Raw genomic sequence first — 12,680 nt, forward strand, 5'->3', positions numbered from 1 at the left:
TTAGAAGCGCGCGGAAAGCGCCGTCGCCGCGAGATGGGCGGCGAAACCGCTCGCGCCGCTCGCCGGCATTTCAGGCGCGAGATGCAGGAACTGCTTCACCGCGCGCAGCGTGACGGCGCTGCAGCCGAGCAGGGTCTCGACGAGCGCGTCCGCTTCGGCGTCGAGGCTTGCGGCCGGGACGACGCGGCTCACGAGACCCGCCTGGAGCGCTTCGCTCGCGGACAGCCGCACGCGGCTCAGCACCATGTGCGCGACGGTCTTCACCGGCACGCGGCCGATCAGCGCCGACATCACGAGCGTCGGCGGAATGTCGCGTTCCATTTCGGGAATCTGGAACACGGCGTCGTCGGAGGCGAGCGCGATGTCGCATACGCCCGCGAGCGCGCAGCCGACGCCGAGCGCATCGCCGCGCACCACCGACAGCACCGGCACGCGCACCGCCTTGAGCGCGTCGTACAGCGCGAGCGGCGGCGCGGCGACCACGCGGCGCAGCGTTTCGGCGGACGGCTTTGCATCCTTTGGCGGCATCGGCGAGAGGCGGCCCTTGCAGAAGTCCGGGCCGCTCGAAAGGATGCGCACGAGCTTCACTTCGTCGTCGAGCGTCGTGACGGTGTCGATGATCGTTTCGCTCATCGGCGCATCGATCAGGTTGCCGTTTCCGGGATGGTCGAGCACCACGTCCACGAGCGGGCCGTTGCGTCGAATCGCAACGTGAGGGCTGGTCATGCAGGTCTCCTTGTTGAGCGTATTCATGCGTCGCGGTGGATGAATTCCCACACGACTTTCGGCGTGGCCGGCATCGCGAGTTCTTCGGTGCCGTATTCCTTCAGGGCATCGGCGAGCGCGTTGAAGATCGTCGCCGTGGCGGGCGTGATGCCGCTCTCGCCGCCGCCCTTCACGCGCAGCGGGTTGCCGTGCGTCGGGTCTTCGGTGAGTTCGAGATTGAGCCGTGGAATCACGCCGGCGCGCGGCATGCCGTAGTCCATGTACGAGCCGGTCAGCACCTGCCCCGTGTCGCGATCGAGATAGCAGGTTTCCGAAAGCGCCTGCCCGATACCCTGCGCGAGACCGCCATGCACCTGACCTTCGACGATCAGCGGATTGATCGGCTGGCCGACATCGTCGACGGACGTGTAGTTGACGAGCTTCACGACGCCCGTGTCCGGGTCCACCTCGAGTTCGCACACGGCCGCGCCCGTGGGATGCGCGGGCACGCGCGTGTTGACTTCGGCTTCCGCGTAGAGCTTGCGCGTGGAGCGCTCGCCGGGCATGCCGTCGCGCGCGATATGCGCGGCCACGTCGAAGAGGCCGATTTCGCGCGATGAAGCCGCATCGGCGAACACGCCGTTCGCGAAGCTCACGCGTTCCGGCGAGACATCGAACAACTCGGCGGCCACACGCTTGCCCTGCGCGACGATCTGCGCGGCGGTATCGACGAGCAGCATGCCGCCGAGGCGCATCGAGCGGTCCGAATGGCTGCCGCCGCCGACGCTCACGAACGCCGTGTCGCCGGTGCGCAAAGTGATCGATGCGATCGGCACGCCCAGATGCTGCGCGATGACCTGCGCGAAGGTCGTTTCGTGGCCCTGACCGGTGGACTGCGTGCCGGACACGATATCGATGCGGCCTTCCGGCAGCACCGTCAGCTCGATGCGTTCGCGCGGCGCGCCCACCGGCGACTCGATGTAGTTGGCAAGCCCGATGCCGCGCAGCATGCCGTTCGCACGCGAAGCCGCGCGACGCGCCTCGAAACCGTCCCACTCGGCGAGTTCCAGCGCGCGCGCCATGTTGCGCGCAAATTCGCCGCTGTCGTAGGTGAGGCCCATCGGGCTGCGATACGGCAGCTTCTCGTGAGCGACCAGGTTGCGGCGGCGAATCTCCGCGCGCTCGATGCCCAGTTCCGCTGCCGCGAGATCGAGCATGCGTTCGATCACGTGCGTCGCTTCGGGGCGGCCCGCGCCGCGATACGGCGCAGTCGGCACCGTGTTCGTCAGCACGGCGCTGATGTGCACGGCGGCGAGCGGCACGTCGTAGACGGTCGTCATGATGCGCGTGCCGTTCGACATCGGCACATAGGACACCGTATGCGCGCCGACATTGCCGATCCACGCGTTGTCGATGGCGAGAATGCGGCCATCGCGCGAGAAGCCGAATGTGGCGCGCACGATCTGGTCGCGTCCCTGATAGTCGGAGAGAAATGCTTCGCTGCGATCGCTCGTCCACTTCACCGGCCGTCCGATGCGCCGCGCGGCCCACACCACGGCAAGCTGCTCGACGTAGATGAACGAACGCGGACCGAAACCGCCGCCGGTATCGGGACAGACCACGCGCACCTGCGCGGGCGGCACTTTCAGCGCGACGGCGAGGCAGAGCTTCTGGCGCACCGCGCCCTGGCTGCCCGAGATCAGCGTATAGACGCCGCTTGCGCCGTCGAACACGCCGATCGCGCCGCGCGGCTCCATCTGGCAGTTCACGACGCGGCTGTGATGGAATTCGCGCGTGAGCACGAACGGCGCATCGGCGATGATGCGGCGCGCTTCCTCGCGATCGCCGATCTGCGTCTGAAAGCACAGATTGTTCGCCGCGCCGTCCCACAGTTGCGGCGCGCCGTCCTGCATCGCATCCGCCGCGTTGACTACGGCGTCGAGCACGTCGTAGTCGACGTCGATCATCTCCGTCGCGTTGCGCGCGGCGAGCGCGGTCTCGGCGATCACCATCGCGATCGGCTCGCCGACGTATCGCACGCGGTCGATCGGCAGCGGTATATGCGGCTGGTTGAAGATCTCGCCGGTCAGCGAGCTAAGGAAGGCTTTCTTCGTGGCATCGACGGCGTCGATGGGATTCGGCACGTGATCGACGCCCTGAAAGCCGTCATCGAGATAATCCTGGCCGACGAGCACCGCGATTACGCCGGGCGCTTCGCGCGCAGCCGATACGTCGACCGAGCGCAGCGCGGCATGCGCGTGCGGCGAGCGCAGGAAGGCGGCATGCACCTGGCCTTCGACGCGCAGATCGTCGGTGTACTGGCCGTTGCCGGTGACGAAGCGCCGGTCTTCGAGGCGCGGGATGGGTTGGCCGATCATCGCGTGGCTTCCTCCGTCGCGGCGTCGCCGGGCGTCGGATACATCTCGCGCGCCGCATGCCGCACGGCCTCGATGATGTTCACGTAGCCCGTGCAACGGCAGATGTTGCCTTCGAGCGCATGGCAGATGCTTTCTTCGTCGAGCGACGGCTGCTCGCGCAGATAGTAGCTCGACGCCATGATCATGCCCGGCGTGCAGAAGCCGCACTGCAAACCGTGACACTGCACGAACGCGTTCTGCACCGGATGCAGCGGCGCGCTGTCGTTTTCGCGCAGTCCTTCGACCGTCGTGACCGCGCCGCCGCTCGCCTGCGCGGCGAGCACCGTGCACGACTTCACCGAGACGCCGTCGAGATGCACCGTGCACGCGCCGCACTGGCTCGTGTCGCAGCCGACGTGCGTGCCCGTCAGGCGCAGCGTTTCGCGCAGGAACTCGACCAGGAGCGTCTGGTCCGGCACCTCGCGCTTCACGTCGACGCCGTTCACCCGTAGTTGGATTTCAGCCATGATTCACCTCGTTCGTCTTCCTGCGTGCTTTACTGCGCGGCGGCGGCGCTGGCTTCGGCGCTCATCGTCGCGTTGAAGCGCGTGAAGAATTCCGCCGCGAGCTTGTTCGCGACCGACGTGACGAGGCGCGAACCGATCTGCGCGAGCTTGCCGCCCACTTGCGCATCGGCGACATAGGTGAGGAGCGTGCCGCCCTCGTCGGCGTCGACGAGCGTGACCGTCGCGTTCATCTTGCCGAAGCCCGCGATGCCGCCTTCGCCCTGGCCCAGAATCCGGTAGCCGTTCGGGCCGTCGCGATCCGAAATCACGAGCGTGCCTTTGAAGCGCGCCTTCACGGGGCCGACCTTGGCGACCACCACGGCCTTGTATTCGTCGTCGCTTTCGCCGATGAACTCCTCGCAGCCGGGCACGCATGCCTGCAACACTGCGGCATCGTTCAAGCCTTTCCATACCTGCTCGCGCGTGGCGGCGATGGTCTGCGATCCGGTGAATTCCATGTCTTTGTCTCCTGAAAACGGTTTAGGCAGGCTGGCGCAGCGGCTGCGCCAGCAGCGCCCGCAATGCGCGGCGCGTGTAGGTTTCGATCAGATGGGCGCGATAGGCGGACGAACCGTTGGCGTCGTCGGGCAGTGCGGCGGCGTCCATCTTCAGCGGGGCGAGCGCGGCTTCGGACAGATCGGCGGCAAGCGCGGCTTCGGCATCGAGCCAGCGGAATACCGACGCGCCCGCGCCCGTCACCGCGACGCGAATCGCATCTTCGAATTGCGCGATGAACACGCCCACCACGGCATAGCCCGACGCCGGCTGGCGGAACTTCGCATAGGCGGCGCGCGAGGGAAGCGGATACTCGAATCCCGTCACGAGTTCGCCGGGTTCGAGCGCGGTCTCGAAGGTATCGACGAAGAAGTCGTCCGCGCCGATACAGCGTTGTGAAGTGAGCACGCGCGCGTTCAGCGCGAGCACCGCGCTCGGATAATCGGCGGCGGGATCGTTGTTCGCGACCGATCCGCCCATCGTGCCGCGATTGCGCACCTGCGGATCGGCGATCACGTTCGCAAGCTGCGCGAGCGCGGGGATCGCCGCGCCGACCACTTTCGATGCGGCCACTTCCGCGTGTTTCGTCAACGCGCCGACGCGCAGCACGCCGCCTTCGACGCTCACGCCGCGCATCGCTTCGATGCGCGTGAGGTCGATCAGATGCGACGGCGCGGCGAGGCGCTGCTTGAGCGTCGGAATCAGCGTCATGCCGCCCGAGAGCGGCCGGGCCTCCTCGTGTTCGCGCAGCAGGCCGAGCGCTTCGTCGAGCGAGGACGGGCGCAGGTAAAGGGTTTCGTACATGAAGTCTCCCGCGGCCAGTGGCCGTCAGGCCTGTTTCAGCCAGTTTTCGAGTGCTGTCGCGAGCGCGACCGGCACTTCGTACATCGGGTAATGTCCCGCGTTCGCCATCGTTTCGACGCTCGCGTGCGGATACCACGCGAGCCAGGTGCGATTCATCACGTCGGCGGTGAGCGTCGGGTCGTGTTCGCCGATGAAAAGCTTCACCGGCGTCGCGTTGCCCATCACCTCGGACGAGAAATCGCTCGCGGCCCAGTGCGGCAGATAGCCCGCGAAGGCATCGGCGCGCGCTTGCCGCTGCGATTCGCGCGCGAGATGCGCGGTGAAACGCGGCGCGAGACGATTGCCGGTCGAGAACGCGATGATCGCCGCGCGCCGCTCGATGTCGTCCACCGCCGCGCGAAATCCGGCGAGGCGCGTCTCATCCATGCGCGAACCGCACGCGGGCACGGCGCACACGCCCGCCATGCGATCGATACGCCCGTTCGCGGCAAGCAGCACACGCTGGATCGCGACACCGCCCATCGAATGGCCGATCAGACTGAAGGTGCCCCAGCCGAGATGATCGGCGAGCGCGAGCGCGTCGCCGGCGGCTTCGTCGAAGGTGAAGGCGCCGTCGCGTTCGCGTGAGCGGCCGTATCCGCGATAGTCGAAGAACACATAGGTGAAGGCATCGGTGTCGAGTGCGGGCACGAGCGGCTGCCAGTCGGCGGCGCTGCCGAACCAGCCGCTCATCGCGAGCACCTTGCGCGGACCGTGGCCGACCTGCACGTAGCCGTTGAGCGTCTGCGTCATGCCGCCACTCCCGCTTCGCGCGACGCGAACGCGAACGCCGGCGCGATGCGGCCACGGCATTCGCCAAAGCCGATCGATACCGCGCCCGCCTTCGACGCGCGCGCGCTCAGCACGATCTCGTCGCCGTCTTCGAGCGCGGTGCGTGTTTCGCCGTTCGGCAGGCGCAGCGGATCGCGGCCCGCGTTCGTCAGCTCGGTGAGGCAGGCGCGCGCCGCGTCGTTCGCGCCGGAAATCGTGCCGCTGCCGAGCAGATCGCCGCTGCGCAGATTGCAGCCGTTGCTCGTGTGATGCGCGACCATCTGCGCGAAGCTCCAGTACAGATTGTCCAGATGCGTGTGCGTGATGCGCACGTCGTCATGTCCGGCTTCGCGCAGTTGTCGCGTCGACAGATCGGCGTGCAGTTCCAGATGCAGCCCGCCTTCTTGCCGGTCGCGCGCGCCATGCAGATGCGCCATGAGCGGCGGATCGTCCGCGGCGCGCGCAACGGGCGCCTTGCGGAACGGCGCGAGCGCCTCGGACGTGACGATCCACGGCGACAGGCTCGAATGAAAGCTCTTGCCGAGAAACGGGCCGAGCACTTGTTCGAACCACTGAATGCTTTTCGCGGACCAGTCGTTGAGCAGCGAATAGCCGAAGATGTGCGCGTGCGCATCGTCGACGGAAATCGGTTGCGTGAGCGCGTTGCCTTCGCCGATCCACGCCGCCAGTTCGAGCTCGAAATCGAGCGCGGGCGCGGGGCCGAACACGATCTGTCCGTTCGCGTCGCGATACTGGCCGTGCGGGCGGCGCACGTCGCCGCCGCTCACGCGCAAGGACGATGCGCGGCCGTGATAGGCGATCGGCAGCGACTTGAACGCGGGCGGAAGCGGATCGGCGAGACCCTTGTAGCGCCCGTGCCGCTCGGTGTGATGCAGCGACGTGAGGAAGTCCGTGTAGTCGCCGACTTCGCAGGGCAGGCGCAGCTCGAGCGTATCGATGCGCGGTAGCAGGGCATCGGCTTGCGCCTGCATGCGCGCGCGCTGCGGCGCGTCGCTCTTCAGCAGATCGGACAGCGCGGCGCGCAGGGCGCTCGCATGGCGGGACGGCATCGCCATCAGGCGGTTCAGCGTGCCGCCGCGCGTGGCTTCGCAGGCGATCGCCGCATCGCTGCCCGCGTCGAGCAGGCCGCTGTCCGCGAGCGCGTGCAAGTCCACGGCATGTTCGCCGATGGCGACGGCGGCCCGAGCGACGCCGTCGCGCACGAACGCGCCAAACGGCAGGTTCTGGATCGGAAAGTCTGCTTCAGGAAGGTTCGCCGAGTCGATCCAGCTACGCCGGGCCGGATCGTGAGTGGAGTTGAGCGCGGTCATGCGAGCGGCGTCTCCGCGATGGCGCTCTTGCCTTCGCCTGCCCACGCGTCGAGTGCGGGCCGCGCCTGTCGTCGATAGGCAGCGAGCGTTTCGAGCGACGCGACGGGCACCGTCAGTTCGAGCCGCAGGCCGTTCGGATCGAAGAAATAGATCGAGCGCACGAAGTGATGATCGACGACGCCCAGCACTTCGATGCCGTGATCGACGAGGCGCTGCTTCATCGTTTCGAGCTCGTCGAGCGTGCCGAGCCGCAGCGCGATGTGGTTCACCCACGGCGGCGTGTTGGGCGAGGGCTCGGCGGCCGTGTCGTCGCCGAGATCGAAAAACGCGATGTTCGAGCCGTCCGCCATCTCGAAGAACAGATGCACGTAGGGGCAATGCTCGCCGGTGCTCGGCACGCGGTCGAGGCGGATCAGATGAACCAGCGGCAAGCCGAGAATGTCCTCGTAGAAATGACGCGTTTCTTCGGCATTGCGGCAGCGCCAGGCGAAGTGATGCAGGCCGCGCACGGGCGGCAGATGGTCGGACATGCTGTGTCTCCTTGATGCTGCTTGATGAAGCGAGCTTTGCGCGCTCAGACTTCGATGGCGTCGACGTCGTATTCGAACAGCCAGTTGTAGCGTTCCTTCACGCGCTCCTCGCTCCACTCGCGATCGACGTATTCCGCCGCGCCTTCCGCATGCGCGAGCGCGGGGTTGTGAAAGCGCTGCGTGTTCGCTGCCGAACCGCGCACGATGCGCGCCGTGCGTTCTACGCGCAGCGCCTCGTAACGTTCGAGCGCGCGCGGCAGATCGTTCGCGTGGCGCGCGAGGCAGCGCGCGATCAGATAACCGTCTTCGAGCGCCATGCCCGCGCCTTGCGCGAGGAACGGCAGCGTGGGGTGACAGGCGTCGCCGAGCAGCGTGGCGTTGCCCGACGTCCAGCGCGTCATGGGCTCGCGGATCATGAGCGCCCACTTGTACGGGATGTCGATGGCCGAGATCATCGTGCGCACGTCTTCATGCCAGCCGTCGAAATCGGCGAGACATTCGTCGATGGTGCCGCGCTCCGACCACGATTCGACCTGCCAGCCATCGCGCTCCACCGCGCCGACGAAGTTGATGAGCTTGTGGCCGCGCAGCGGATAGTGGATCACGTGTGCGCCCGGACCGACCCAGTTGGTGCCGTAGGGCGTGCGCAGATGCTCGGGCAGCTTGGTGGCGTCGATCACGCCGCGCCAGGCCATCACGCCCGAATAGACCGGCTCGTCGGCGCCGAAGAGCGCACGGCGCACGCGCGAGTGCACGCCGTCAGCGCCGATCAGCAGGTCCGCTTCGAACGTCGCGCCCGAGACGGTCTGCACTTCGACGTGGTCAGCGTGCTGAACGATCGACTCGACCTTGTGATCGAGCTTGATCGCATCGGGGCTGAACGCACGCACCGCATCGACGAGCGCTTCGTGCAGATCCGCGCGGTGCACGGTCAGATAGGGGAAGCCGTACACTTCGCGCGATGCCGCGCCGAGATCGAAGAGCGGCCAGGTCTGCCCCGTGTTCCAGAGGCGCACGCGCTTGCCGGGCGGTTCGCACGCGAGGCTTTCGAGGCGCTCGCCGACGCCGATTCCGTAAAGCACGCGCGTCGCGTTCGGACTCAGTTGCACGCCCGCGCCGATTTCCCCGAGGGCCTTGGCCTGTTCGAGAATGGTGACGTGAAAGCCTGCTTTCAATAATGCGGCTCCCGCCGTCAGGCCGCCGATACCGGCCCCTGCAATGACGATCTTCATTCGACCTCTTTCGTATTAACGCTGTCTCTTATCGAGAAGATTTATGATTCGATCGATAAATCTTTTAAATGGGGTTTCGTTCTGAAACAAAACCACTTTAAATGAACGTCAGCCGCTAAAGAAGCAAAAGAATTCGAACGAGTTATCAGTGAAAATTGATAATGCGAGAGAGCGCGCGCGTGAATCTCACATGCCCCAGCGATGCACCACGGAGGATTCGATGCCGAAGAGATCGAGCACGCGCCCGATGGTGTGATCGACCATTTCGTCGAGCGATTCGGGGTTCGCGTAGAATGCCGGCACCGGCGGATAGACGATTGCTCCGGCCTCGGTCACGCTCGTCATGCTGCGCAAGTGGCCCAGATGCAGCGGCGTTTCCCGAACCATCAGCACGAGCCGGCGGCGCTCCTTGAGCGTGACGTCGGCGGCGCGCGTGAGCAGGCCGCTCGTCACGCCCGTGGCGACTTCCGAGAGGGTGCGGATCGAGCAGGGCGCGACGATCATGCCCATCACGGGGAACGAGCCGCTCGAAATCGCCGCGCCGATGTCCGTGTTCGGATACGTGACCGTGGCGAGCGCGCGGACATCGGCGACGCTGTAGGGCGACTCGTGCGCGAGCGTGACCTGCGCGGAGCGGCTCATCACCAGATGCGATTCGATGTCGAGTTGCCTGAGCAATTGCAACAGGCGGACACCGTAGACGACGCCCGATGCGCCGCTGATGCCCACGATCATGCGCCTGGGCTGTACTGCGCTGAAATGCATCTGTGCTCTCCGTTTTATCGGTGATGAATTAAACGTCGCGGATGTTAGCACGGCGATTCAATCTGTCGATGAGGTTATCGGCATTTTTGGAATCGATGAGTAAATACCCTGAGCGAGTATTCGGGATGTTCGATTGATTGATAAATAACTCGTGATTCAAAAGCCGAATTGAAGTAGTTAAACTCGGTTCCGCATCGGGCAGAGCAGCACTGCGCGATGCAAGAAGCCGGCGCCGACGAGCGACCGGCCAACGATAAAAACATTGGAGACTTCGGTTGAGAACTTGTCTGCTGGTCGGCGGTTGCGCCGCGATCCTGGCTGGCCCCGCGTGGGCGCAGTCGTCTGTGACGCTGTATGGGAGCGTCGATGTTGGCGTCGATTTCGTATCGAACTCCCAGGGCAAGCGTCTGTATCAGGAATCGTCCGGCAAGCGCACGCCGGATCGCTGGGGCCTTTTGATCAAGGAAGATCTGGGCGGCGGCAATTCCGCGTTCGCGCGGCTGGAATCGGGCTTCCTGACCAACACCGGCGCGCAGATCAACCCGACGAGCTTCTTCAACCGCAATGCCTACGTCGGGCTCTCGAACGATACCTGGGGCTCGCTGAGCTTCGGGAACATCAACGACTACATCTACCAGTACGTCGGGCGGCTGAACAACTCGGTGCCGGGCATCTCGTCGTACTACACGCCCGGCAATCTCGACGGCCTCGCGAACACCCATGCGCTGAACAACGCCGTCAAGTACGAGACGATCAACTTCCACGGCTTCCAGGCCGGCGCGATGAACGCGTTCGGCAATCAGGCGGGCGACTTCAGCGCGGGACGCCAGTACAGCGTCGGCGCACAGTATTCGAGCGACACAGTGAATTTCGGCGTCGCGTACACGATGTCGCATAACCGCACCGCCGACATCTTCGGCACCTTCAGCCTCAACTCGCTGCTCGGCCAGCCGTTGAGACAGGGCACGATGTTCAATGCGAGCCGTTACAGCACGCTCGCCGCCGGGGCGTCGGTGAAGTTCGGCATCTTCACGCCGCACGTGACGTACACGGGCGTCAAGCTCCAGAACGCGCAGGGCTCGACCACGCTCAACAACTATCAGGCCGGCGTGAACACGGAACTGGTCGGCAATCTGGGCTTTTTCGTACTCGGCCTGTCCGCGGATCACTCCCTGTTTCAGGGACTCACGATCAACCAGTACAACCTGTTCCTGACCGATTATTTGTCGAAGCGCACGCAGGTCTACGCCGGCGTGGGCCTGCAGCGCGCTTCGGGCCCCGGCGCGCGCGCCGCGCAGTTCGGCTATCAGCCTTCGTCGAGCGGCAGCCAGACGGTCGCGCGCATCGGCGTCAACCATATGTTCTGAGGACACGGAGGGCGGCCATCGTGCGGTGAAACATTGTGCAAACGGGGTGCGAATGAGCGCGCGAGGCGGATTCATCACTTATTTCGATCGCATCATCGTTTCTTTTTGATTGAGCCGCGCGGGGCCGACTCTTATATTGTGGCTCGGGCCACGGCGCCGTCATGAGAGACATTCAGCAGCAGTGCAGGCGGGCGCGCCCCTCGGGTGCGTCCCTTGGCACGAGGTAAATGGGACATACATGCAAGCAGACCGGACTTTCAACATCGCGACATTGATAGAAGAGCAGAAGACGGGACGCTTCGCCGCCGGTCTGCTCTTCTGGTGTTTCCTGATCATGCTGATGGACGGCTACGACCAGACGGCCGTGTCGTTCGCGGCGCCGGCCATCATCAAGGACTGGCACGTCGCGCGCGGCGGCTTCGGCCCCGTCTTCGGCGCGGGCCTGTTCGGCACGCTGATCGGCTCGTTCATCTTCGGCTACCTGGGCGACCGGCTCGGCCGCAAGCGGGCGATCATCATCGGCAGTCTTTTCTTCGGCGCGCTGACCTACGCCTCGGTGTGGGTGACCTCGCTGCAGGAACTGATGCTGCTGCGCTTCCTGGCCGGCATCGGCATGGGCGGCGTGGTGCCGAACTCGGTCGCGCTGGTCGCGGAATATGCGCCGAAGCGTTTGCGCGCCACATGGGTCACGCTGATGTTTTCGGGCTTCTCGATCGGCGCGGGCTCGGGCGGTCTGGTGTCGTCGTCGCTGATTCACCGGTTCGGCTGGCCTGTCATGTTCGCGGTCGGCGGCGTCGGCTCCTTGCTCGTCGCGCTGCTGCTGATATTCACGCTGCCCGAATCCGCGAAGCTGCTCGCCATCCGGCAGCGCGATCCGCAGATGCTGCGCAAGCTCATCACGCGCCTGCGTCCCGATCTGACGATTCCCGCCGATGCGCAGTTCGTCGCCGGCGAAGTGCGCGAAAAGCAGCGCTTCGTGCTCAAGCTGATTTTCTCCGACGGCCTCGCCGCGATCACGCCCTTGCTGTGGATCGTGTTCATCGCGAACTCGATGGCGCTCTATTTCCTGCAGAACTGGCTGCCGATCCTGATGGAAGGCATGGGTATCGATCCGCGCGGCGCGGGTCTCATCACGATGATGTTCTCGGTCGGCGGCGTGATCGGCGGACTCGTGCTGTGCCGATTCGTCGATCGTCACGGCGTCGCGGCGATCATCTCGCTGCCCGTCATCGGTCTTCCGGTCGTGGCGGCGCTCGGTCACGGTTCCTCGCAGGGCTGGCTCATGCTCGCTGTCTTCGCCACCGGCTTCTGCGTGGTGGGCGCGCAGTACGGGCTGTATGCCGTGGCGGGCATGATCTATCCGACGTCGTTCCGCTCTGCCGGTGTGGGCAGCGCGATTTCGGTGGGCAAGATCGGCTCGGTGTCGGGGCCGGTGATCGGCGGTCTTCTGCTGTCGATGCATCTGCCGATCACGCAGCTTTTCTACGCGGCGTCGGTGCTGTTCCTCATTGCCGCCGTGTTCTCGACGATCCTCGCACTGCTGTACCGCAAGCGCTTCGGCGAAACGCCGGGCGTCGGGGCGACTGCTGAAACGGGCGGGGGTTCGCTGGTGCAGGACGCGTAATTTCCACAGCGAGGCATGTCGTATCGATGCCGCGCTTTGTGAATCGGTTCGGATACCGAAACATAAATGCGTCGACGAAAATAAAGGAGACAGA

General features: G+C 65.4%; 12 protein-coding genes. 2 read left to right on the forward strand and 10 right to left on the reverse strand.

Going from position 1 to position 12,680, the window contains the following annotated elements; all coding sequences use genetic code 11:
- The 10 genes from IAG25_RS00970 to IAG25_RS01015 all read right to left on the reverse strand — a co-directional run bounded on the left by IAG25_RS00970 (position 1) and on the right by IAG25_RS01015 (position 9,595).
- Complete coding sequence (locus tag IAG25_RS00970) at positions 1-726, reverse strand: enoyl-CoA hydratase/isomerase family protein (protein WP_187603100.1); 726 nt, start codon at positions 724-726, stop codon at positions 1-3.
- Positions 727-749: 23 nt separating this feature from the next.
- Positions 750-3,083 carry a xanthine dehydrogenase family protein molybdopterin-binding subunit gene (locus IAG25_RS00975; protein ID WP_187603101.1) on the reverse strand — a complete coding sequence of 778 codons (2,334 nt, stop codon included), beginning with the start codon at positions 3,081-3,083 and terminating at the stop codon, positions 750-752.
- Positions 3,080-3,589: a (2Fe-2S)-binding protein gene (locus IAG25_RS00980; protein WP_187603102.1), complete on the reverse strand. Its 510-nt coding sequence runs from the start codon at positions 3,587-3,589 to the stop codon at positions 3,080-3,082. Before IAG25_RS00980 ends, IAG25_RS00975 begins: the two co-directional genes overlap by 4 nt.
- 29 nt (positions 3,590-3,618) lie before the next feature.
- Positions 3,619-4,086: an SRPBCC family protein gene (locus IAG25_RS00985; RefSeq protein WP_187603103.1), complete on the reverse strand. Its 468-nt coding sequence runs from the start codon at positions 4,084-4,086 to the stop codon at positions 3,619-3,621.
- A gap of 22 nt (positions 4,087-4,108) precedes the next feature.
- Complete coding sequence (locus tag IAG25_RS00990) at positions 4,109-4,927, reverse strand: FAD binding domain-containing protein (protein ID WP_187603104.1); 819 nt, start codon at positions 4,925-4,927, stop codon at positions 4,109-4,111.
- 24 nt (positions 4,928-4,951) lie between these two features.
- Positions 4,952-5,719: an alpha/beta fold hydrolase gene (locus IAG25_RS00995; protein WP_187603105.1), complete on the reverse strand. Its 768-nt coding sequence runs from the start codon at positions 5,717-5,719 to the stop codon at positions 4,952-4,954.
- Complete coding sequence (fahA, locus tag IAG25_RS01000; RefSeq protein ID WP_187603106.1) at positions 5,716-7,068, reverse strand: fumarylacetoacetase; 1,353 nt, start codon at positions 7,066-7,068, stop codon at positions 5,716-5,718. The genes IAG25_RS00995 and fahA overlap by 4 nt, the downstream gene beginning before the upstream one ends.
- The gene (locus IAG25_RS01005) at positions 7,065-7,598 is read right to left on the reverse strand and encodes a VOC family protein (protein WP_187603107.1); all 534 of its coding nucleotides are present in this window, start codon (positions 7,596-7,598) and stop codon (positions 7,065-7,067) included. Before IAG25_RS01005 ends, fahA begins: the two co-directional genes overlap by 4 nt.
- Before the next feature lie 44 nt (positions 7,599-7,642).
- Positions 7,643-8,830: an FAD-dependent monooxygenase gene (locus IAG25_RS01010; protein ID WP_187603108.1), complete on the reverse strand. Its 1,188-nt coding sequence runs from the start codon at positions 8,828-8,830 to the stop codon at positions 7,643-7,645.
- A gap of 186 nt (positions 8,831-9,016) precedes the next feature.
- Complete coding sequence (locus IAG25_RS01015) at positions 9,017-9,595, reverse strand: UbiX family flavin prenyltransferase (protein ID WP_035499986.1); 579 nt, start codon at positions 9,593-9,595, stop codon at positions 9,017-9,019.
- A gap of 275 nt (positions 9,596-9,870) precedes the next feature.
- Between IAG25_RS01015 and IAG25_RS01020 the strand changes: the two genes are divergently transcribed.
- Positions 9,871-10,962 (forward strand): porin, encoded by a 1,092-nt coding sequence (locus IAG25_RS01020; protein ID WP_187603109.1) that lies wholly within the window; start codon positions 9,871-9,873, stop codon positions 10,960-10,962.
- 238 nt (positions 10,963-11,200) lie between these two features.
- Entirely contained in the window at positions 11,201-12,586 is a 1,386-nt protein-coding gene (locus tag IAG25_RS01025; RefSeq protein ID WP_187603110.1) for an MFS transporter, read from the forward strand.
- Positions 12,587-12,680: the final 94 nt, after the last annotated feature.

The sequence above is a fragment of the Caballeronia sp. EK genome, assembly GCF_014384845.1.
In the GTDB taxonomy this organism is placed as follows: Bacteria; Pseudomonadota; Gammaproteobacteria; order Burkholderiales; family Burkholderiaceae; genus Caballeronia; species Caballeronia jiangsuensis.